This is a genomic window from Kineococcus endophyticus (assembly GCF_040796495.1).
GTDB classification, from domain to species: domain Bacteria; phylum Actinomycetota; class Actinomycetes; order Actinomycetales; family Kineococcaceae; genus Kineococcus; species Kineococcus endophyticus.
Map to the genome: position 1 here is coordinate 47,565 of NZ_JBFNQN010000011.1, position 21,080 is coordinate 68,644.

The 21,080-nt window shown below is 75.3% G+C and carries 17 protein-coding genes; 10 read left to right on the forward strand and 7 right to left on the reverse strand.

Annotated elements, in window-relative coordinates; translation table 11 throughout:
* Window positions 1–24 precede the first annotated feature (24 nt).
* From AB1207_RS16090 to AB1207_RS16100, 3 genes are read right to left on the reverse strand one after another with little or no spacing between them, the layout of a single operon-like run.
* Window positions 25–1,788: a GspE/PulE family protein gene (locus AB1207_RS16090; RefSeq protein ID WP_367639406.1), complete on the reverse strand. Its 1,764-nt coding sequence runs from the start codon at window positions 1,786–1,788 to the stop codon at window positions 25–27.
* Window positions 1,785–2,441, reverse strand: coding sequence for a DUF1003 domain-containing protein (locus AB1207_RS16095; RefSeq protein WP_367639407.1), 657 nt, complete (start codon window positions 2,439–2,441; stop codon window positions 1,785–1,787). Before AB1207_RS16095 ends, AB1207_RS16090 begins: the two co-directional genes overlap by 4 nt.
* Window positions 2,434–3,741: a magnesium transporter MgtE N-terminal domain-containing protein gene (locus AB1207_RS16100; RefSeq protein ID WP_367639408.1), complete on the reverse strand. Its 1,308-nt coding sequence runs from the start codon at window positions 3,739–3,741 to the stop codon at window positions 2,434–2,436. The genes AB1207_RS16095 and AB1207_RS16100 overlap by 8 nt, the downstream gene beginning before the upstream one ends.
* A 64-nt stretch (window positions 3,742–3,805) precedes the next feature.
* Here AB1207_RS16100 and AB1207_RS16105 point away from each other — a divergent pair, with 64 nt between their 5' ends.
* Both AB1207_RS16105 and AB1207_RS16110 read left to right on the forward strand, forming a co-directional pair.
* Complete coding sequence (locus AB1207_RS16105) at window positions 3,806–4,408, forward strand: Dps family protein (protein WP_367639409.1); 603 nt, start codon at window positions 3,806–3,808, stop codon at window positions 4,406–4,408.
* A 139-nt stretch (window positions 4,409–4,547) separates the two neighbouring features.
* Window positions 4,548–5,333: a YflT domain-containing protein gene (locus AB1207_RS16110; RefSeq protein WP_367639410.1), complete on the forward strand. Its 786-nt coding sequence runs from the start codon at window positions 4,548–4,550 to the stop codon at window positions 5,331–5,333.
* A gap of 63 nt (window positions 5,334–5,396) precedes the next feature.
* Here AB1207_RS16110 and AB1207_RS16115 read toward each other — a convergent pair whose 3' ends face one another.
* Window positions 5,397–6,848 carry an aminopeptidase P family protein gene (locus tag AB1207_RS16115; protein ID WP_367639557.1) on the reverse strand — a complete coding sequence of 484 codons (1,452 nt, stop codon included), beginning with the start codon at window positions 6,846–6,848 and terminating at the stop codon, window positions 5,397–5,399.
* A 276-nt stretch (window positions 6,849–7,124) separates the two neighbouring features.
* Here AB1207_RS16115 and AB1207_RS16120 point away from each other — a divergent pair, with 276 nt between their 5' ends.
* From AB1207_RS16120 to AB1207_RS16130, 3 genes are all read left to right on the forward strand, one after another.
* The gene (locus AB1207_RS16120) at window positions 7,125–7,793 is read left to right on the forward strand and encodes a DUF6758 family protein (RefSeq protein ID WP_367639411.1); all 669 of its coding nucleotides are present in this window, start codon (window positions 7,125–7,127) and stop codon (window positions 7,791–7,793) included.
* A 68-nt stretch (window positions 7,794–7,861) separates the two neighbouring features.
* Window positions 7,862–8,710, forward strand: a complete 849-nt coding sequence (locus AB1207_RS16125) for a PHP domain-containing protein (RefSeq protein ID WP_367639412.1) — start codon at window positions 7,862–7,864, stop codon at window positions 8,708–8,710.
* The gene (locus AB1207_RS16130; RefSeq protein WP_367639413.1) at window positions 8,707–9,309 is read left to right on the forward strand and encodes a MarC family protein; all 603 of its coding nucleotides are present in this window, start codon (window positions 8,707–8,709) and stop codon (window positions 9,307–9,309) included. Before AB1207_RS16125 ends, AB1207_RS16130 begins: the two co-directional genes overlap by 4 nt.
* A gap of 64 nt (window positions 9,310–9,373) precedes the next feature.
* Here the strand turns inward: AB1207_RS16130 and AB1207_RS16135 are convergent, their stop codons facing one another.
* Window positions 9,374–11,047, reverse strand: coding sequence for a DEAD/DEAH box helicase (locus AB1207_RS16135; protein WP_367639414.1), 1,674 nt, complete (start codon window positions 11,045–11,047; stop codon window positions 9,374–9,376).
* Complete coding sequence (locus AB1207_RS24500) at window positions 11,044–11,454, reverse strand: DUF3107 domain-containing protein (protein ID WP_437178958.1); 411 nt, start codon at window positions 11,452–11,454, stop codon at window positions 11,044–11,046. The genes AB1207_RS16135 and AB1207_RS24500 overlap by 4 nt, the downstream gene beginning before the upstream one ends.
* Before the next feature lie 173 nt (window positions 11,455–11,627).
* Between AB1207_RS24500 and AB1207_RS16145 the strand changes: the two genes are divergently transcribed.
* Window positions 11,628–12,431: a DUF3152 domain-containing protein gene (locus AB1207_RS16145; RefSeq protein ID WP_367639415.1), complete on the forward strand. Its 804-nt coding sequence runs from the start codon at window positions 11,628–11,630 to the stop codon at window positions 12,429–12,431.
* Between the two features lie 3 nt (window positions 12,432–12,434).
* On the opposite strand, the gene AB1207_RS16150 is transcribed toward AB1207_RS16145, so the two are convergent.
* A complete protein-coding gene (locus AB1207_RS16150) occupies window positions 12,435–12,917 on the reverse strand; it encodes a pyridoxamine 5'-phosphate oxidase family protein (protein ID WP_367639416.1) in 483 nt (160 codons plus the stop codon).
* A gap of 55 nt (window positions 12,918–12,972) precedes the next feature.
* Between AB1207_RS16150 and AB1207_RS16155 the strand changes: the two genes are divergently transcribed.
* The 4 genes from AB1207_RS16155 to AB1207_RS16170 are packed head-to-tail and all read left to right on the forward strand — an operon-like array spanning window position 12,973 to window position 21,075.
* Window positions 12,973–13,329: an MGMT family protein gene (locus AB1207_RS16155; protein WP_367639417.1), complete on the forward strand. Its 357-nt coding sequence runs from the start codon at window positions 12,973–12,975 to the stop codon at window positions 13,327–13,329.
* Window positions 13,326–14,225 (forward strand): methylenetetrahydrofolate reductase, encoded by a 900-nt coding sequence (locus tag AB1207_RS16160; RefSeq protein WP_367639418.1) that lies wholly within the window; start codon window positions 13,326–13,328, stop codon window positions 14,223–14,225. Before AB1207_RS16155 ends, AB1207_RS16160 begins: the two co-directional genes overlap by 4 nt.
* Before the next feature lie 56 nt (window positions 14,226–14,281).
* Window positions 14,282–17,698: an ATP-dependent helicase gene (locus AB1207_RS16165; protein ID WP_367639419.1), complete on the forward strand. Its 3,417-nt coding sequence runs from the start codon at window positions 14,282–14,284 to the stop codon at window positions 17,696–17,698.
* A complete protein-coding gene (locus tag AB1207_RS16170; RefSeq protein WP_367639420.1) occupies window positions 17,698–21,075 on the forward strand; it encodes an ATP-dependent helicase in 3,378 nt (1,125 codons plus the stop codon). Before AB1207_RS16165 ends, AB1207_RS16170 begins: the two co-directional genes overlap by 1 nt.
* The last annotated feature ends 5 nt before the right edge of the window (window positions 21,076–21,080 follow it).

The window sequence follows — 21,080 nt, forward strand, 5'->3', positions numbered from 1 at the left end:
GCCCGTCAATCCGACAGTCGTCGGTCAGCCTGCCGTGACGCGGATGACCTCCTCGAAGGTCGTCTCGCCGCGCATGGCCTTGGCCAGCGCGGACTGGCGCAGGTTCTTCATGCCAATGCGCTCGGCCTCGGCCAGCAGCGCCGACTCCGTCGCGTCGTGCATGAGGACCTTGCGCATGCTCGGGGTGACGTCGAGGACCTCGTAGACCGCGGTCCGGCCGCGGTAGCCGGTCCCGCCGCACTCCGGGCAGCCGGTGCCCTTCAGCGGCGTCGCGTCGAGGATGTCCTCGATCGTGAGGTCGAGCAGCGCCAGGGTGTTCTCGTCCGGGATGTACCCGTCGGCGCACGAGTCGCAGGGTTTGCGGACGAGGCGCTGGGCGATCGCGGCCGTCAGCGAGCTGGCGACGAGGAACGGCGCCGCGCCCATGTCGACCAGACGCGTCAGGGCGCCGACGGCCGAGTTCGTGTGCAGGGTCGTCAGCACGAGGTGACCGGTCATCGACGCCTTGAGCGCCAGCTCGGCCGTCTCGGTGTCGCGGACCTCACCGATGAGGACGATGTCGGGGTCCTGGCGCAGGACCGAGCGCAGGCCGGCGGAGAACGTCATGCCGACCTTGGCGTGCACCTGGACCTGGGTGATCCCGGGCAGCTGGACCTCGACGGGGTCCTCGAGGGTGATGATGTTCTTCTCCGGCGACATCGTCGCGTGGATGGCCGCGTAGAGGGTGTTCGTCTTCCCGGACCCGGTGGGGCCGGTGATGAGGACCAGACCCTGCGGCACGCTGAGGGCCTTCTCGAAGATCTCGAGCTGCTCGGGTTCGAACCCGAGGGAGGGCAGCGAGGGGACGTCGTCGCCGCGCGTCAGCAGGCGGATGACGATCTTCTCTCCGTGCAGCGCCGGCAGCGTCGAGACACGGCAGTCGATCGCGGACCCGTCGACCATGACGCGGGTGCGGCCGTCCTGGGGGATGCGGCGCTCGGAGATGTCCAGGCCGGAGATGATCTTGATGCGGCTGATGACGCTCGGCGCGACCCGCTTGGGGGCGCTCATGACGTCGCGCAGCAGGCCGTCGACGCGGAACCTCACGCGCAGCTGGTCGCGCTGGGACTCCAGGTGGATGTCGGAGCAGCGCAGCCGGACGGCGTCGGACAGGATCCGGTTGACGAGCTTGACGATGGGGGCGTCGTCGTCGACCGAGCCGTTGAGCGCGGCGAGCGGGTCCTCGTCCTCGTCGTCGGTGGCGTCCTCGACCATCCGCGAGACCTGCGAGGTGTCCTCGGTGAGGGACCACGCGCGGGCGAGGTGGTCGCGGATCTGGGAGTCCATCGCGACGACGACGTGCAGCTCGGGGGTGCGCGTGTAGAGCTTCACGTCGTCCAGGGCGAGGACGTTCGTGGGGTCGGCGGCCGCGACGAGCAGGTACTCCGGCGTCTTGTCCAGGACGAGGACGCGGCAGCGCTCGGCGACGGCGCGCGGCAGGATCCGCACGACGTCGGGGGCGAGGTTGATGCGCGAGAGGTCGACGTGCTCGAGGTTCAGCAGCTCGGCGAGGCACTGGGCCAGCTCGGCCTCGGAGACCATGCCGAGCTCGACGAGGATCTGCCCCAGGCGCCGGCGCGGGCCCTCGACGTTGCGCTGCTCGGCGAGCGCCACCTCGAGGTCCTCGGGGACCAGCAGGCCCTTCTCGACGAGGACGTCGCCCAGGCGCTTGCGGACCTGGTTGCCACCCTGCTCGGGGACCTGGCCCGTGGCGGGGCCCGCTCCGGGGCCGTCGTCGAGAGTCGTCACCCGTCAGGTGTCGGCACCTCACGCTCCGAACCTGAGTCCGGCTCCGCCACGCGGGTGGGCGCACCCGGCTCGGTCACCCGCTTGCGCTTCTTGCCGCCCTTGCGCTTGGCGTCGCGTGACGGCGACGCCGAGACGGTGACGCCCTCCTCGGCGAGCTCCTCGAGGATCGAGCGCAGCTCCGAGCGGACGAAGTCGCGCGTGGCGACGTCGCGCAGCGCGATGCGCAGGGCCGCGACCTCGCGGGTGAGGTACTCGGTGTCGGCCAGCGCCCGTTCGTCGCGTGAGCGGTCCTGCTCGTTGAGGACGCGGTCGCGGTCGTCCTGCCGGTTCTGCGCGAGCAGGATGAGGGGAGCCGCGTACGACGCCTGCAGCGACAGGATGAGCGTGAGCAGGGTGTAGTTCAGGGCCCGCGGGTCGAACTGCACGCTCTTGGGGGCGAAGGTGTTCCACGCCAGCCACACGGCGACGAACACCGTCATGTAGACGAGGAAGCGGCCCGTGCCCATGAAGCGGGCGAAGCCCTCGGAGGCGCGGCCGAACGCGTCGGGGTCGAACTGCGGACGCGCCAGCCAGGGGCGCCGGCTCTCGCGGGGGGTGTCGAGGGACACCGCCTCGCGGCGCTGGCCGCGGCGGTTCTCGCGGGCTTCAGGCACGGGTGCTCTCCTGTCCGGTCGGCCCTTCGAAGACCTCCTCCTCCGCGTCGCGCCAGTCCTCCGGCAGCAGGTGGTCCAGGACGTCGTCGGCGGTCACGGCCCCCAGCAGGTGGCCGTCCTCGTCGACCACGGGCAGCGAGACGAGGTTGTACGCCGCCAGCTGGCGCGTCACCGCCTGCAGCGTCTCCTCCGGGGCGAGGGGGTCGATGTCGTTGTCCAGCAGCTGACCCAGCGGTGTCTGCGGCGGTTCGCGCAGCAGCCGCTGCAGGTGCGCGGTGCCGAGGTAGCGCCCCGTGGGCGTCTCCAGCGGCGGCCGGCAGACGTAGACGGCGGTGGCGAGCGGGACGTTCAGCTCGGTGCGCCGCACGTGGGCCAGTGCCTCTGCGACGGTGTCGTCGGGGGCCAGGACGACGGGGTCGGTCGTCATGAGACCACCGGCGGTGTAGTCGTCGTAGGCCAGGAGGCGGCGGACCGGGTCGGCGTCCTCGGGGTCCATGAGGGCCATGAGCCGCTCGGCCTGCTCCGAAGGCAGCTCCGACAGCAGGTCGGCCGCGTCGTCGGGCTGCATCTCCTCCAGGACGTGCGCGGCGCGGTCGCCCTCCAGGCCCGAGAGGATCTCGATCTGGTCGTCCTCGGGCAGCTCCTCGAGGACGTCGGCGAGCCGCTCGTCGTCGAGGGCCGCGGCGACCTCCCGTCGGCGCTTGGGCGTCAGCTCGTGGATCACCTCGGCCAGGTCGGTCGCCTTGAGCTCCTCGAAGGCCGCGAGCAGGTTCGTCGCCCCCTGGTCCAGGTCGGGGGAGGCCAGCCCGATGACGCCGCCGAGGACGCCCTCGACCGGGATGGTCATGGTCTCCCCGCGCCGCCGGAGCCGGCCGGACAGCCCGCGCGGGTTCGTCCCGCGACGCACGAACAGCCGGGTGAGGTGCCAGTCGCGGGCGCGGACGGCGTCCAGTCCCAGGTCCTCGATCGTGGCCTCCCCGCTGCCGTCGGCGAGCTGGACCGTGCGGTCGAGGAGCTCTGCGAGCAGCAGCGTCTCGGCGCCGCGCTGCTCGAAGCGGCGCATGTTCACCAGGCCCGTCGTGATGACCTGACCGGCGTCGATGGACGTCACGCGGGTCATGGGGACGAAGACGCGGCGGCGACCGGGGACCTCGACGACCAGACCGATGACGCGCACCGGTCCGCGCGGTCGCAGCATCCCCACGACGTCGCGGACCCGGCCGACCTGGTCGCCCTGGGGGTCGAAGACCGACGTGCCCGCCAGGCGGGCGGCGAAGACACGCGTGGTGGGTCCGGTCACACGTTCCAATCTAGGGGTTGACTTCCAGCTCGCGGTGCGCGACGTGCGCTCCTACCGTGACGGCATGGCCAAGGAGAGCAAGAAGATGAAGTCCGAGGGCACCCCGCTCTACACGATCCCCGGGCTGACGACGGAGCAGGGCGCCGAGATCGCAGCGCTCCTGCAGGACCGCCTCAACGCCCTGACCGACCTGCACCTGACGCTGAAGCACGTCCACTGGAACGTCGTGGGCCCGCACTTCGTGGCGGTCCACGAGATGCTCGACCCGCAGGTCGACGCCGTCCGCGAGATGGCCGACACGACCGCCGAGCGCATCGCCACCCTGGGCCTGTCGCCCGTCGGCACCCCGGGCGCGCTCGTCGCCGACCGCGGCTGGGACGACTACTCCATCGGTCGCGCGGGCGCCATCGAGCACCTGGGTGCGCTCGACCTCGTCTACAGCGGCGTCATCGAGGACCACCGCAAGGCCATCGAGGCCACGGACGACCTCGACCTCGTCACGCAGGACATGCTCATCGCGCAGGCCGGCCAGCTCGAGCAGTTCCACTGGTTCGTCCGCGCCCACCTCGAGACCACCGGTGGTCAGCTCACCACCGCCGGTGCCAGCACCGAGGTCGAGGCCACGCGGCAGGCGGGACGCGCGGGCGTCAAGCGCAAGTCCGCCTGAGCACTCCCTGGGAGTACGGTCCCGGCGGGCACTGAGCGTGGTCCCGCGGCGTTGACCAGGACGACGGCGGCCCCGCCAGGGGCGCGTCGCCGATCCTGCGCCGACGTCGCGGGACGGGTCGAGAAGGTGAGGAAGTCTGATGTCGAACCTCGGGCCCATGGGTGGTCCGCGCCGGATCACCACGCCGACGCCCCCCTCGGGCGAGACGATCGGCCGCTACGGGACCTACTCCGAGGCGCAGCGCGCGGTGGACTTCCTCTCCGACGAGCACTTCCCGGTGCAGAACGTGACGATCGTCGGCACCGGGCTGCAGATGGTCGAGCGGGTCACGGGGCGGCTGACCTACGGTCGCGCAGCGGGCGCGGGGGCCGCCTCCGGAGCTTGGTTCGGTCTGCTCATCGGGCTCATGCTGTCGGTGTTCGGTCCCGGCGGCAGCGGGGCGCTCCTGACGGGCATCCTCGTCGGTGCCGGGTTCGGGATGCTCTTCGGCGTCATCTCCTACGCCCTCACCGGCGGGCGCCGCGACTTCACGTCGTCCTCGCAGATCGTCGCATCGGAGTACACCGTCCTGTGCCTGCCGCAGCTGGCCGGTCAGGCCCGGGAGGTGCTCTCGCGCCTGCCCAACGGGCTCGGCCGCGACAGCGGGTCGCCGTCGGGCCAATCCCCGTGGGGTGCGCCCGACGCGTCGCAGCGACCGTGGGGTCCGCCGCCCGGCGGCACCCAGCCGTACATGCCGCCGCCGCAGCCCGGCTCGGCTCCGGCGACGCAACCGCCACCCCCGCCGTCGTTCGAGAAGGCACCCGAGCCCGAGCCGGTGCACGACCTCTCGGGTCCGACGTACGCCGAGAAGATGGAGGAGGCACGCCGTCAGCGGCGCGCTGCCGAGGCGAGAGCGCGCGAGGAGCAGGACCGCTCCGAGCGCTGACCGTCGACCAGGGACCGCCGTCCGACGCCTCGCGTCGGGCGGCGGTCCTGTCTCGTCCGGGTGTCAGCGCAGCGACGCCATCCACGCCTCGACGTCGTCGGGCGTGCGGGGGAGGGCGGCCGACAGGTTCTCGACCCCGTCGGCCGTGACGAGCACGTCGTCCTCGATGCGGACGCCGATGCCGCGCAGCTCCTCGGGCGCCAGCTCGTCCTCGGTCTTGATGTAGATCCCCGGCTCGATGGTGAAGACCATCCCCTCGCGCAGCTCGGCGTCGAGGTACATCTCCTTGCGGGCCTGCGCGCAGTCGTGGACGTCGAGGCCGAGGTGGTGGCTCGTGCCGTGCGGCATCCAGCGCCGGTGGAACTGCCCCTCCTCGCCGAGGGAGGTGGCGGCGTCAACGGGCAGCATCCCCCAGGCGGACAGCCGGTCGGCGACGACCTCCATGGCCGCCGCGTGCACCTCGCGGAACTTCACGCCCGGCCTGGCGACGGCGAAGGCGGCCTCGGCGGCGTCGAGCACGGCCTGGTAGACGCGGCGCTGGGCCGGGGTGAACGTGCCGTCGACGGGCAGCGTGCGCGTGACGTCGGCGGTGTAGAGCGAGTCCACCTCGACGCCGGCGTCCAGCAGCAGCAGCTGACCGGGGGCGATGGCGCCGTCGTTGCGGATCCAGTGCAGCGTGCAGGCGTGGTCGCCGGCCGCCGAGATCGTCTCGTACCCGACGCCGTTGCCCTCGATGCGGGCCGTGCCGTCGAAGGCGGCCTCGACGACGCGCTCACCGCGGGCGTGACCGACGGCGCGGGGGAGGGTGCGCACGACCTCCTCGAAGCCGCGGGCGCTGGCGGCGACGGCGTCGCGCAGCTGCGCGACCTCCCACTCGTCCTTCACGAGGCGCAGCTCGGACAGCGCCGTGACGAACTCCTCGTCGGCCTTCTCGCGTGCCTTCTCGTCCGCCGGGCCCCGCAGCGGCGTCACGAGCGCGGTGACCGCCGGGTCGGCGTCGGGCACGATCCGCAGCCCGCGCGCGCCCTCGAGGCCGGCCGTCACCTCGTCGGTGAGCGTCGCGACGTCGTGGCAGGCCAGGCCCGTCTGGGCGGCGAGGGCCGGCAGGGTCGTGCGCGGGCCCACCCACAGCTCGCCGTAGCGGGCGTCGGCGAAGAACTCCTCGGTGTCGCGCGCCGCCTGCGGCCGCACGTACAGGACGGCGTCGTGGCCCTGGTCGGTCGGGAGCAGGACGAGGACGGCGTCCGCCTCGCGGTCGGTGCCCAGGCCCGTGAGGTGCGCGAACGCCGAGTGCGGGCGGAAGCGGTAGTCGCAGTCGTTGGACCGGCGCACCAGCGTGCCGGCGGGCACGACGAGCACCTCGCCCGGGAAGAGCGAGGACAGCACCTCGCGGCGGCGGGCGGCGAAGGGCGCCACCCCCGCGGCCTCGAGGTCCTCGGCCGGACGCGGACCCCAGCCCTGCGCGATGAACTGCCGGAAGGCGGCCGAGCGCGGCGTCGACCGGTGCGACGTCATCGTCCCGTCCTGCGCGTCCGCACCGCTCGCGTCACCCTCCACGACGGTGCCCTCGCCCTCGGGCGCCTGGCGGTCCAGCAGGTCCGCCACGCCCCCGTCCTTGGCCCCGTCGGGAGCGCCGTCGGTGGTCTGGTCGGTCGTCGTCTGCGAGCTCACCCGTTCATCATCGCCCCGGGCGGGTCGCGCTGTCGCTCCGCCCCGGCCCGTCGCCGGACGACCCGCGACGCAGCGTGACCAGAGGTTGACGACGGACCGTCACCGGGGCCACCGTGGAGCATGGGCGGTACAGCGCAGTGCCCCCGCTGCGACGGCGCGGTGAGGGCACCCAGCATCTGGCACTCCGGCTACACCTGTGCGGTGCACGGGGAGGTGGTCCCGCTGCAGCCGCCGCACCCGGCTGACGCCGAGCACCTCGACTGGATCGCCCGGCACGCCGACGTGCCGGTGTGGCTGCCGTGGCCCCTGCCGGACGGGTGGCTCGTCACCGGAACGCGGTGCGTGCGCGACGAGAAGCACGAGGCGCAGGCCGTCGTCGTCGCCGTGTCGGGCCCGCACCACGGCCCCGCCGGCTGCTCACCGGTCGCGGACGTGCTCCTCGTGGCTGAGCAGCCCGGCAGCGGCCTGGGAGCGCACCTGGCCGGACGGGACGACCTGGACCCGGGGGAGGACCTCGTCACGGGCCGCCCGGCCGCCCGGTTGCACGCCGCCGGGGCCTCGACACCGCTGTGGTCGGTCCCGGCCGAGGGCGATCGCGCCGTGCTCGTCGGGGAGGCGGGCGGCGTCTGGTTGTGGGCGCTGCTGTGGCCCGCGGCGGCCGGCGTCACGCTGCTCGACGACCTCGAGCTCGTCGACCTGCGCGACCCCGCCCACGAGCTCGACGTCCCGTGCGGAGCGCTGTCGCCGCGGCTGCGCTGGGCCGGACAGGCGGTTCCCGCCCGCGCCTGAGCGGCCGTCCCCGCACGACGGACGCACGAGCGCACGGGGAGGGCCGCCACGGAGAGTAGGCTCGTGCGGTGCGCATCGACCTGCACACGCACTCCACGGCGTCCGACGGGACACAATCCCCGGCCGACGTGATCGCCTCCGCCGCACAGGCCGGACTCGACGTCGTCGCCCTCACCGACCACGACACGAGCTCGGGCTGGCCGGAGGCCACGGCCGCGGCCGACCGACGGGGACTGAGGTTCGTCCCGGGCGTCGAGATCAGCTGTCTGCTCCGTGGAGTGTCCGTGCACCTCTTGTCCTACCTCCACGACCCCGAGGACCCCGCCCTGGTGCGGATGCTGACCGAGTCCCGGACCTCCCGCGAGAGCCGGGCCCGTCGCATGGTCGACCGGCTCGGCCCCGACACGGGCCTGTGCTGGGAGGACGTCCAGGAGCACGTCCACGGGCGGGCCACGATCGGCCGCCCCCACATCGCCGACGCCCTCGTGGCGCGCGGTGTCGTCGCCGACCGTGACGAGGCCTTCGCGACCCTGCTCTCCGGCCGGGGCAAGTACTTCGTGCCGCAGACGGCGCCGGACCCCGTCGAGGCCGTCCGCGTCGTGCGGGCCGCCGGGGGTGTGCCGGTCATCGCCCACCCCGCGGCGTCCAAGCGCGGCAGCTGCATCGACGACGACGAGGTGGCGGCCATGGCCGAGGCCGGGATGGCCGGCCTCGAGGTCGACCACCGCGACCACTCCGACGCCGAGCGCGCCCACCTGCGCGACCTCGCCGCCGCCCTCGGGCTGTTCGTCACCGGGTCCAGCGACTACCACGGGGCGGGCAAGCGGAACCTGCTGGGGGAGAACACGACCGACCCCGAGTCGCTCGCGCGCATCGACGAGGTCGCCGCCGCGTCCCGCCTGGCGCACCCGGCGTGAACTGGCAGCTGTTCGGGGAGAGCTTCGTCACGCTCTTCGTCATCATGGACCCGCTCGGGACCGTGCCGATCTTCCTGGGGCTCACCGCGAGCTTCAGCACCACCGAGCGGTCCCGCGCCGCCCGGCAGGCCGTCGTCGTCGCCTTCGGCGTCATCGTCGCCTTCGCCGTCTTCGGCCAGCGCATCCTCGACTACCTGCACATCAGCCTCCCGGCGCTGCAGGCCGCGGGTGGTCTGCTGCTGCTGCTCATCGCCCTCGAGCTGCTGACCGGGAAGGGCGACGAGCCGACGAGCACCGTCGGCGTGAACGTCGCGATGGTGCCGCTCGGCACGCCGCTGCTGGCCGGGCCCGGCGCCATCGTCGCGACCATGGTGTTCGTGCAGCAGGCGCAGGACTGGGGGGACCGCGCGGCCATCGCCCTCGGCGTCGTGGCGGTGCACGTGACGCTGTACCTGGCCATGCGCTTCGCCGGGCTCGTGCACCGCGTCCTGGGCGACTCCGGTGTGCTGCTGGTGACGCGCGTGGCGGGTCTGCTGCTGTCGGCCATCGCCGTGCAGCTGGTCGCCGACGCCGTCCGGACGTTCGTCGTCGGCGCCTGAGCGCCCCTCGACACGAAGGGCCCCCTCCCGGCCGGGAGGGGGCCCTTCGTCGTGGGCGGGTCCGTCAGTCGGTGACGGGTTCCTGCGCGGCGCCTTCGGCGACGTCGCTCGTGCGGGTCCGCCGACGACGGCGCGGGGCCTTCTCCGGTGCGGCCTCGGCGGCGGACGGGGCCGCGTCCGTGGTGGTGTCTGTGGTGGTGTCCGAGGTCGCCTCCGCGCCCGGCTCCACCTCGACGCCGGAACGCGTGCGGCGGCGGGTCCGGGTGCGGCGGGGACGCTCGACGCGCTCCTCGACGACACCCTCCTCCTGCTCCTGCGGGGCCGACGAACGCCCACCGCGGCGGGACGAGCCCGTACTGGAGGACCCACCGGACCGGGCGCGGCGGCCCTTGGCGGCGCCGACCTCGCCGAGGTCCTCGACCTGCTCGGCCTCCAGACCGGCGCGCGTGCGCTGGGTCCGGGGCAGCCGGCCCGTCGTGCCCTCGGGGATGGTCAGGTCGTCGAACAGGTGCGGCGACGTGGAGTACGTCTCGACGGGCTCGCCGAAGCCGAGGCCGAGCGCCTTGTCGATGAGGCTCCACCGCGGCAGCTCGTCCCAGTCCACGAACGTGACGGCGACACCCGTGTTGCCCGCGCGGCCGGTGCGGCCGATGCGGTGCAGGTACGCCTTCTCGTCCTCGGGGCACTGGTAGTTGACGACGTGCGTGACGTCCTCGACGTCGATGCCGCGCGCGGCGACGTCGGTGGCGACGAGGACGTCGACCTTGCCGGTCCGGAAGGCCCGCAGCGCCTGCTCGCGCGCACCCTGGCCGAGGTCGCCGTGGATGGCGGCTGCGGCGAAGCCGCGCTCGACGAGCTGCTCGGCGACGGAGGCCGCCGTGCGCTTGGTGCGGCTGAAGATGATCGTCAGCCCACGGCCGGTGGCCTGCAGCATCCGCGCGAGCACCTCGACCTTGTCGAGGGCGTGGGTGCGGTAGGCGAACTGCGTGATGGCGGCGACGGTGGCGCCGTCGTCCGTGGGGTCCACCGCGCGGATGTGGGTGGGCTGGCGCATGTAGGAGCGCGCCATCGCGACGACCGGGCCGGGCATGGTCGCCGAGAAGAGCATCGTCTGACGGGCCGGGTTGGTCTGGGCCAGGAGCCGTTCCACGTCGGGCAGGAACCCGAGGTCGAGCATCTCGTCGGCCTCGTCCAGGACGACGCACGTGACGTGCGAAAGGTCCAGGTGGCGCTGCTGGGCCAGGTCGAGCAAGCGGCCGGGGGTGCCGACGACGACGTCGATCCCCTTGGCCAGCGCCTCGATCTGCGGCTCGTACGCACGGCCGCCGTAGACCGTGAGGATGCGCGCGGGGTACGAACGGCTCGCCGTCGTCAGGTCGCCGGCGACCTGCGTCGCGAGCTCGCGCGTCGGGACGATGACCAGGGCCTGCGGCTTGCCCGGCGCGGGCAGCGCGTCGTAGTCGGCGTCGCCGGGGACGGCGGTGCGCTGAAGCAGCGGGACGCCGAAGCCGAGCGTCTTGCCCGTCCCCGTCTTGGCCTGGCCGATGATGTCGTGCCCGGTCAGCGCCACGGGCAGCGTCATGGACTGGATGGGGAAGGGCGTCGTGATGCCCGCCCCGGCCAGCGAGGCGGCGATGCGCGGTTCCACGCCGTGCTCGGCGAAGGTGCGCAGCGCGGGGGCCTCGGCGGTGGGGGCGACGGTGTCGGTCTCGTCGCTCGTCGTGCTGGTGTCGGTCATGCGTCTCCCGTGCAAGGGGCGAGCGCGGCCGCGTCCGCGGAGGACCCGCCCCAGCGGCTCGGCGAGAAGTCGGAGCCACCGGCGGGGAACGTCGTCAGGCGGAGCGTGCAGCCGCGTCGCGGCAGTCGGCAGCCGATCGTGACTGGCGACCGGGCAACCCTGAACCCCGCAATGGTAACCGGCTGCGTCGCCGGGGTGACGCGTGGGCGTCCCGGCGGCGCGCCGATGTCGACGTAGCCGATCGAGGCCGCCGGGACCACGACCTGACGGCCCTTCTCGTCGACCAGCGACAGCACCGTGCCGGCGGACAGCGCCTGCGAGACGGCGCTCGTGATCTCCTCGCTGGTCTGGGCCGACTCGAACACCAGCTCGCGTGCGACGTTCTGCACGCCGATCCGAACCTCCACCGCAGTCCCCTCCCGGGTCGCCGATCTGGACTTGCCGCCGTCTCGCCCGAGACGGCTCCGGCTCCACGCTAGTCCCCCGCCGCGACACCGGGCGTCCGGTTCGCTGCCGGCGGACGGTCGGGCCGCGCCCGGCACCTCCCGGCCGCGCCGAGCGCGGGTGCCATGCTGCGCGGGTGCCCGCCGCCGTCCCGGACCCCGCCCGCCGCGCCCTGCTCCTGGGCGGAGCCGGGGTGCTCCTCGCCGGCTGCACGGGGCAGACCCCGTCCGCCGGACCGGTCTCCTCGACCTCCTCGTCGTCCGCGCCCGGGACGAGTGCGGCACCGGCCTCCTCCGCCGCCGCGGCGGAAACCTCCCCGTCCCCTTCCTCTCCCTCGTCGTCCACGACCGCACTGCCGCCCGGCCTCACGGCCGACGACGTCCGCGCCGGCGTGCTCGGCGCCGACGTCCCGCAGTCCGGCGGTGGGGTCCTCACCGTCGTCCCCGGCTCCTCGTCCGCGCCGCCCTCGGCCCGCGTCCGCACCGTGCGCGTCGAGGTCGAGCAGGACCTCGTCGCCGCCGGTCTCCTCGACCCCGTCGCCTTCGCCGACTTCGCCCTCGGCGTCCTCAACGACCCGCGCAGCTGGGGCGCCGGCGGCGCGATGAGCTTCGCGCGCACCGACGGCGACGCGCAGATGCGCCTCGTGCTGGCCACGCCCGACACCTCCGCCGCCCTGTGCCGGCCGCTGCGGACGATGGGCACGCTCTCGTGCCGGTCCGGGGACGCCGCCGTCCTCACCTGGTACCGGTGGGTGCGGGCCATCCCCGACTACGGCCAGGACCGGACGGGCTACCGCCAGTACGTCGTCAACCACGAGATCGGCCACGTCCTCGGACACGGGCACGACCCCAACCCCGGGCCCGGGCGACTGGCGCCGGTGATGATGCAGCAGACCAAGGGGCTGCGGGGCGCGCTGCCCAACCCGTGGCCCCACCCCTGACCCTCACCGCACCACCGTGCGCGGGCCGGCTCCGTCCCGCCACGACGTGATGCGCAGGCGCTCGCCGTCGAGCTCGGTGAGGACGACCGCCGTGGGGTGCAGGCGCAGGAGGACGTACGGCTCCGGCGGGTGCCGGTCGGCCGTGTAGGCGGCCAGGACGTCCGGGTCCGTGACCACCACCGCGCGACCGGAGACCTTCGCGTCCCCGTCCGCCATCGACCCGTCCCCGGTGTGGGCGTGCAGGGCGAAGCGCGGGTCGCGGCGCAGGTCGTCGAGCTTGCGCGCCGGGACCATCGAGCCGAGCAGCAGGTCGCCGTGCCAGCTGTCGACCTCGGTGCCCCACACCCGGGGGGACCCGTCCCGCGAGAGCGTCGCCAGCACGTGGTGGCGGGCTGCGCCGAAGCGGGCCAGGACGGCACGCGCCAGCTCGGGGGCGCCGGCCTCGACGTCGGACCACCGCGGGCCGGGGGAGGGATCGTTCGTCATGGCGGCACCCTGCACCGCGGGTCCGACACGAGCACCCCTCTGACAGGCTGCGGCTGTGGAGAGCGCGCTGCCCGCCCGGGCCGAGGAGGTCCTCGAGGTGGTCCACGCCATCCCGTCCGGGCGGGTGCTGACGTACGGCGACGTCGCCGCGCGCGTCGGCGACCGGGGTCCCCGCTTCGTCGGCAACGTGCTGCGCCGCTTCGGGTCCGGTGCGCCCTGGTGGCGCGTCCTGCGGGCCGACGGCAGCGCGCCGCCGCCCCTGGCCCCCGAGGCGCTGCACCGCTGGCGGGCCGAGGGGACGCCGTTGCGCCGGCTCGCCCACGACCCCGTGGACGTGCGGGTGGACCTCGACCGCGCCCGCTGGGACGCGGGTACGTGGACGGCGCCGTGGGAGGAGGTGCCCGCCCCGTGACGGGTCACCCGTCCCTGGTGGACGACCTGCGCGCCGCCCGCCGCCGCTTCTCGGTCGAGTTCTCCCCGGCCCACGACGAGGCCACCGCGCAGCGGCAGTGGCGGGCCGTGCAGCGCCTGGAGCCCCTGGCCCCCGTGTTCGCCTCGGTCACCTACGGGGCGGGCGGCGGGGACCGCGCCGGCAGCGTCGACCTCGCCTCCCGGCTGGCCCGCGAGACCACGGTCCGGCCGCTGGCCCACCTCACGGCCGTGGGCCAGTCCACGGCCCAGCTCGCCGACGTCCTCGACGAGCTCGCCGCCGGCGGTGTGCGCGACGTCCTGGCCCTGCGGGGGGACCCCGACGGCGACCCCCACGCCCCGTGGGAGCCGCACCCCGAGGGGCTCGAGCACGCCGACGAGCTCGTGCGCCTCGCGCTGCAGCACGGCGCCGACACCGTCGCGGTGGCGGCCTTCCCGCTGGGGCACCCCGACTCGCCCGACCTCGACACCGACCTGCGCCGCCTCCTCGGCAAGTTCGCCGCCGGGGCCCGCTGCGCGATCGCCCAGCTGACGTTCGACGTCGAGGACTTCCTGCGGTTGCGGGACCGGCTCGCGGCCGCCGGCTGCGACGTCCCGCTCCTGCCGGGGCTGCTGCCCGTGACCAGCCCGCGCGTGCTGGAGGTGACGCGCCGCCTGACCGACGGTCACGAGCCGTCGTGGCTGCACCGTCGCCTCGACCCCTTCCTCGACGACCGCGGAGCCTTCCGCGAGGAGGGGATGCGGGTGGCGGTCGAGGACGGCCGTCGCCTCCTCGCCGAGGGCGTGGAGGTGCTGCACCTGTACTCCCTCAACGCCGCCTCCAACGTCGAGGCGCTCGTGGGCGAGCTGGGGCTGGCCGGTCCCGGTGGCGCCCGCTGAGCGGTTCCGACGTGTCGTCGGGAGGTCGTGTCGGAGCCGTGTGGTCACATGACGGCGTGCTGAGGGTGGACGTGACGGACGCGGGTGCTGCGGGTGCCGGCCAGGGGGGCGCGCAGGGCGGCGGGGGCGAGGGCCGGCGGCGGCCCCCGGTGCCCCGGCTCCGTCGCGCCGTGCCCCTCGTCGCCGACGCGCCGGAGGCCGACGACCGCCAGGACGCCGTCGTCGCGACGCGTCCGGGCAGCGGCCCGCTCGTCGTCGTGGGGGCTCCCGGGACGGGCCGCACGCACACGCTCCGCGCCCTGGTCACCGCCCGCGTCGCCCGCGACGGGGTCGACCCCGACCGCGTCCTCGTCCTCGCGCCCACGCGTCGTGCGGCCGACCTGCTGCGCGACGACCTGTCCGACGCCCTGCGCCGCACGACCGGTCAGCCCGCGGCCCGCACCCCGCATAGCTACGCCTTCGGCGTCCTGCGCCGTGTGCACGTGCACGAGGGGGCCCCGCCGCCCCGCCTGATCTCCGGCGCCGAGCAGGACGCGATCCTCGCCGACCTGCTGCGCGGCCACCTCGCCGTGACGTCGGAGGACGCCCCGGCCGAGCTGTTCGACCTCGACGCCGACGGCCGCGTCACCCTCACCGGCGCGCTCGCCGCCCCCGACTGGCCCGGTGACGTCCCGCGGGCCTCCTGGGGGCTGCGCAGCTTCCGCAACGAGCTGCGGGACCTGCTGATGCGGGCCGTCGAACGAGGGCTGCGCGCCGAGGACCTCGTCGAGCTCGGCCGCCGCCACGGTCGCCCGGAGTGGGTCGCCGGGGCCGCCGTCCTGGAGGAGTACCTGCAGGTCAACGCCCTCGGGCGGGCTGAGGCGTACGACCCCGCCGCCGTCGTGGACGAGGCCGTCGCCGCGCTGCGCGCCGAGCCGGAGCTGCTGGCCGCCGAACGCGACCGCTGGGACCTGGTGGCCGTCGACGACGCCCACGACCTGTCCGAGGCCGGGCTCCGCCTCCTCGAGGCCGTGGCCGGCGGCCGCGACCTCGTGCTGACGGCCGACCCCGACAGCGTCACGCAGGGCTTCCGCGGCGCCGACGCGCGCACGGCCTCGGCGCTCTCCGACCGCTTCGCCGTCCGCGGTGCCCCCGCGCCCGCGGTGGTCCTGGGCTCCGACCACCGCCAGCGGCCGTCCCTGCGCGCGGTCACGCGCGCGGTGGCCGAGCGGGTGGGCGCCCTCGGCGGGGCGCCGCAACGGGCGGCCGTCCCGGTGCGCGCCGGGGAGGGCCGCGTCGAGGTCGCCGTGCTCGGGTCTCCGACGCAGGAGGCCGCCTGGGTCGCCCAGCGGCTGCGCCGCCGACACCTCCTCGACGGCGTCCCGTGGTCGCAGATGGCGGTCGTCGTCCGGTCCGCCGGGCACACCGCCGCCCTGCGCCGCGGGCTCACGCACGCGGGCGTGCCGCTGGCCGTGCCGCTGGCCGAGGTGCCCGTGCGCGACGAGCCGGCGGTCCGGCCCCTGCTGACGGCCCTCGCGGTCGTCCTCGAACCGGCCGAGCTCACCGAGGCCGTCGCCCACGAGCTCGTGACCTCCCCGGTCGGCGGGGCCGACGTCGTGGCCCTGCGCCGGTTGCGGCAGTCGTTGCGGCGCAGCGAACGGGCGGACGGCGGCGGCCGCAGCAGCGACGTCGTGCTCACCGCCGCGCTCGCCGAGGTCCTCGCCGACCCCGAGGCCGACCTCGGGGCCGAACCGGGCGCCGACGGGACCACGGGAGACCTGGCGCGCGTGCGGGCCGACGACCCGGCGCTGGTCCCCGCCCAGCGCGTCGCCGCCGTCCTGCGCGCCGGCCGCCGCGCCGCCCTCGCCCCCGACGCCTCGGCCGAGACGGTGCTCTGGGCGGTCTGGGACGCCACCGGCCTCGCGACGCGCTGGCAGCGCTCGGCGCTCGCGGGCAGCACGCTCGAGGGGGCGGACGCCGGACGGGCCGACCGCGACCTCGACGCCGTCCTGGCCCTGTTCGAGGCCGCCGGTCGCTTCGTCGACCGCTTCCCGGGCGCGGGCAGTGCGGCCCGGTTCCTGGAGCAGCTGCAGAACGCCGAGGTCCCCTCGGACACGCTGGCCGACCGCGCCCCGGACGCCGGGGCCGTGACGCTGACGACCCCGCAGGGCGCGGTGGGGCGGGAGTGGGACCTGGTCGTCGTCGCGGGGGTCCAGGAGGGGGTCTGGCCGGACCTGCGGCTGCGCGGGTCCGTCCTGGGCGCCCAGGCGCTCGTCGACGTGCTGGAAGGGCGCGACAGTGAGGGTCCCGGCGCCCGCCGGGCCGTCTTCGAGGACGAGCTGCGGTTGTTCCACGTCGCCGTCTCCCGGGCCCGTGAGGAGCTCGTCGTCACCGCGGTCCGCACCGAGGACGAGCGCCCCTCGGCCCTGGTCGACCTCGTGGCAGACCTCGCGACCGTCCCGGCCGCGGACGGGGCGGACGGTGACGACGAGCGCCCGCTGTCGACGGTGCCGCGGGCGGTGTCGCTGCCGGCGCTCGTGGCCCGTCTGCGGCAGGTCGTCTGCGCACCCGACGCCGTCGAGACCCCGCCGCGGCGCGCGGCCGCGGCCCGGCAGCTCGCCGAGCTCGCCCGCGCCGGGGTGCCGGGCGCCGACCCGGCCGACTGGTACGGCCTGGAGGCGCTGACCGACGACGGTCCGCTGCGCGCCCCGGACGACCCGGTCGCCGTCTCGCCCTCGCGCGTCGAGAGCTTCGAGCGGTGCGGGCTGCGCTGGCTGCTGGAGAGCTCCGGCGCCCGGCCCGGCGACTCCACGGGGCAGTCGATCGGCAACCTCGTCCACCGCATCGCCGCCGAGGCGCCCGACGCCGACGCCTTCGAGCTGCGGCGTCGACTCGACGTGCTCTGGCCCACCCTGGGGTTGGCCGACGGCTGGGTCGCCGACACCGCCCGGGCCCGCGCCGAGCGCATGGTGGACAAGCTGGCGGAGTACTACCGAGAGGCCCGCCGCGAGGGGCGCACGCTCGTGGGGGTCGAGCTCGACGTCGACGTCACCGTCGGACGGGCCCGCATCCGCGGCCGGGTGGACCGCCTCGAACGCGACGCCGCCGGTCGCCCCGTCGTGGTGGACCTCAAGACGGGCAAGACGCAGCCGTCCAAGGCCGACGTGGCCCGGCTGCCGCAGCTCGGCGTCTACCAGCTCGCTGCGCAGGAGGGGGCGTTCCACACGATGCCCGCCGGCGCGCCCACGTCCGGCGGGGCGGCCCTCGTCCAGCTCGGCGGGACGCAGAAGAAGGCGCCCCAGCAGCACCAGGTCGCGCTCGACGACGACGAGGACCCGGCGTGGGCCCGCGAGCTCGTGGAGCACGCGGCCCAGGGCATGGCGGCCGGCACCTTCGAGGCCGTCGTCGGCCCGCACTGCGGGTACTGCCCCGTGGCCAGCTCCTGCCCGGCGCAGGACGCCGGCCGCAGCGTCGTCGAGGAGGGGGGCCGCTGATGCTCACCGCCCTGGAGATCGCGCAGCGGCTCGGCCGCCCCGCGCCCACCCCCGAGCAGGTCGCCGTCATCGAGGCGCCCGTCGAACCGCTGCTGGTCGTCGCGGGCGCCGGCTCGGGCAAGACGGAGACGATGTCGTCCCGGGTCGTCTGGCTCGTGGCCAACGGCCTCGTCGCCCCCGAGGACGTCCTCGGCCTGACCTTCACGCGCAAGGCCGCGGGGGAGCTCGCCGAGCGCGTCCGTCGACGGCTTCGGGCCCTGCGGGCGCACGGGCTGGCGCCCGGGGCCGAAGGGGCCGCCGACGACGCCCTGGGGGAGGGCGAGCCGGTCGTCTCGACCTACCACGCGTACGCCGCCTCCCTCGTGAGCGACCACGGCCTGCGGCTCGGGATCGAGCCGCAGTCGACGGTGCTGTCCGACGCCGGGGCGTGGCAGCTCGCCTCGGAGGTGGTCGAGACGTGGCGGGGGGACCTGCCCGCGGTCGACGCCGCCCCGACCACGCTGGCCGCCGCGCTCCTGCAGCTCGCGGGCGAGTGCGCCGAGCACCTCGTCGACGCCGAGGACGTCATCGGCTTCGTCGACGAGGTGGAGGCGTTCGTGCGGACACTGCCCAAGGACGACAAGGCCGTGGCGAAGTTCGGCGCCGGCGTGCCCGGTGAGCCGTACGCCAAGGTCTCGGCCCTGCTCGCGGTGCAGCAGGCCCGCAAGCAGGTCGTCCCGCTGCTGCGGGAGTACCAGCGCCGCAAGCGCGAGGCCGACCAGCTCGACTTCGGCGACCAGGTGCTCGTCGCGGCGCGGCTGGCGCGCGAGGTGCCGGCCGTGGCCGCCACCGAACGCGCACGGCACCGCGTCGTGCTGCTCGACGAGTACCAGGACACGAGCTACGCCCAGCTCGCGCTGCTGCGCTCGCTGTTCGGCGACGGCCACCCCGTGACCGCGGTGGGCGACCCCCACCAGTCGATCTACGGCTGGCGCGGCGCCAGCGCGGGGAACCTCGTGAGCTTCCCCGCGCACTTCCGCCGCGCCGACGACACGCCCGCCGCCCGGCTGCCGCTGGCCACGAGCTGGCGCAACGACGTGGGCGTCCTGGCGGCCGCGAACGTCGTCGCCGGGCCGCTGAACGACGCCCTCGACGCGGGCAGCGTCGCGGTCCTGCGCCCGCGCCCGGGCGCAGGTACCGGCCGCGTCCGCACCGCGTTCGCCTCGACCGTGGAGGAGGAGGCGGCCGAGGTCGCCGCCCGGCTCTCGGAAGTCTGGCGCGCCGACTCCGAGCGGCTCGCCGCCGCCCGCCGGGTGCCCGGGGCCGAGGTCCGTCCCCGCCGGACCGCGGCCGTGCTGTGCCGCAAGCGGTCGCAGTTCGTCGTGCTGCAGCGCGCGCTGCGCGAGGCCGGCCTCCCCGTCGAGGTCGTCGGTCTCGGCGGTCTGCTCTCGACGCCGGAGGTCGCCGACGTCGTCGCGACGCTGCACGTCCTGCACGACCCCGGCCGCGGTGACCACCTGGCCCGGCTGCTGACGGGGGCGCGCTGGCGACTCGGCCCGCGCGACGTGGCCGCGCTCGGCGCCTGGGCACGGCAGCTCCAGCGCCGCCGGAACCACGGCGGCGACGGAGGTGGCGCGGACGGCGCGGACGTGGACCCGGTCGACGTCGTCGTCCTGCCCGACGAGGTCGAGGCGGTGAGCCTCGTCGAGGCGCTCGACGAGCTGCCGACCGCGGGGTGGACGGGCCCGGACGGCCGCGGGCTGTCGCCGCGCGCGCTGCGCCGGCTGGCCCGGCTCGCGAGGACGTTGCGGCGTCTGCGCACCCGCACGCACCTGCCGGTGGCCGACCTGGTGGGGGAGGTGGAGCGCTCCCTGCTGCTCGACGTCGAAGTGGCCGCCCGGCCGGGCAGTTCGCCGTCCTTCGAACGCAGCAACCTCGACGCCCTCGCCGATGCGGCCGCCTCCTTCTCGGCCGGGTCGCAGCGGCCGGGCCTGGGCGGGTTCCTCTCGTGGCTCGACGCCGCGGAGGTCCGCGAGCGCGGCCTGGAACCGGGCGCCTCCGACGTCGCGACGGACGCGGTGCAGCTGCTGACGGTCCACGCGAGCAAGGGCCTGGAGTGGGACGTCGTCGCCGTGCCCGGGCTGGTGGAGAAGAGCTTCCCCGCCACGGGGGACACCGCTCCGGGGTGGCTGGGGGGCAGCAGCTCCCTCGGCGTGCTGCCGTACCCGCTGCGCGGGGACCGCACGAGCCTGCCGGAGTTCGCCATCACGTCGGCCTCGACGCAGCAGGAGCTGAACGCGGCGCGGGAGGAGTTCCTGGCGGCCTGCGGGGACCACCAGCTCGCGGAGGAGCGGCGGCTGGCGTACGTCGCCTTCACCCGGGCCAAGGAGGAACTGCTGCTGTCGGGCGCCTTCTGGGACGAGGCGACCAGGCCCCGGGAGCCGTCGCGGTTCCTCCTGGAGGTGCTGGAGGCGCCACCGGGCAGCGTGCCCGGGCTGGTCTCGCTCCCGCTAACCCCGCGGCCCGAGCCGGACGCCGTGAACCCGCGCACGGCGAACCCGCAGCGCGTCGTCTGGCCCGTGGACCCGTTGGCCTCGCGCCGCGTCGACGTCGACGCGGGGGCCGCCCTCGTCCGGGCCGTCCTGGCGGGCGAGGGCCCGGAGGTCGACGACGGGCACGTGGTGGACGTGGTGGTGGACGAGGAGGTCCGGTCCTGGCGGGAGCAGACCGCGCTGCTGCTGGCCGAGCGCGCCGCGGCCCACCAGGCCCCGAGCGTCCTGCTGCCGGCGCACCTGTCGGCCTCCCGCCTCGTCGCCCTCGCGCAGGACCCCGACGCGCTCGCGCTGCAGCTGCGCCGGCCGGTGCCGCTGGAGCCGCGACCGGCCACCCGGCGCGGGACCGCGTTCCACGCCTGGCTCGAGCAACGGTTCACGGCCAGCTCGCTGCTGGACCTCGTCGACCTGCCCGGATCGGCTGACGAGGACGCGGCACCCGACCGCGAACTGGCTGCGCTGCAACGCACCTACCTGGCCTCGGAGTGGGCCTCGCGGGACCCGGTCGCCGTCGAGGTGTCGGTCGAGACGCCCGTGGCGGACCTCGTGGTGCGCGGGCGCATCGACGCCGTCTTCGCCACGACGGGCGGAGACGGCCGGACGCGCTGGGACGTCGTGGACTGGAAGACCGGACGCCCGCCGGACGGGGAGGGCGCCCGGGCCCGCGACGTCCAGCTCGCCGTCTACCGGCTGGCGTGGTCGCGCTGGCACGGCGTCCCGCTCGAGGACGTCAGCGCTGCGTTCTTCTACGCCTCCACCGGGGACACCGTGCGACCGGTCGACCTGCTGGACGCCGACGACCTCGAGCGGCTGGTCCGGTCGGTGCCGGCCGCGCCCGTGGCGTGAGCGGG

Bases quoted from the DNA above. Each gene is read 5' to 3' on its own strand.
- AB1207_RS16170 (WP_367639420.1), top strand. From the start codon at position 17,698: ATGCTCACCGCCCTGGAGATCGCGCAGCGGCTCGGCCGCCCCGCGCCC.
- AB1207_RS16105 (WP_367639409.1), top strand. From the start codon at position 3,806: ATGGCCAAGGAGAGCAAGAAGATGAAGTCCGAGGGCACCCCGCTCTAC.
- AB1207_RS16150 (WP_367639416.1), bottom strand. From the start codon at position 12,917: ATGACGAACGATCCCTCCCCCGGCCCGCGGTGGTCCGACGTCGAGGCC.
- AB1207_RS16120 (WP_367639411.1), top strand. From the start codon at position 7,125: ATGGGCGGTACAGCGCAGTGCCCCCGCTGCGACGGCGCGGTGAGGGCA.
- AB1207_RS16110 (WP_367639410.1), top strand. From the start codon at position 4,548: ATGTCGAACCTCGGGCCCATGGGTGGTCCGCGCCGGATCACCACGCCG.
- AB1207_RS16135 (WP_367639414.1), bottom strand. From the start codon at position 11,047: ATGACCGACACCAGCACGACGAGCGACGAGACCGACACCGTCGCCCCC.
- AB1207_RS16115 (WP_367639557.1), bottom strand. From the start codon at position 6,848: ATGACGTCGCACCGGTCGACGCCGCGCTCGGCCGCCTTCCGGCAGTTC.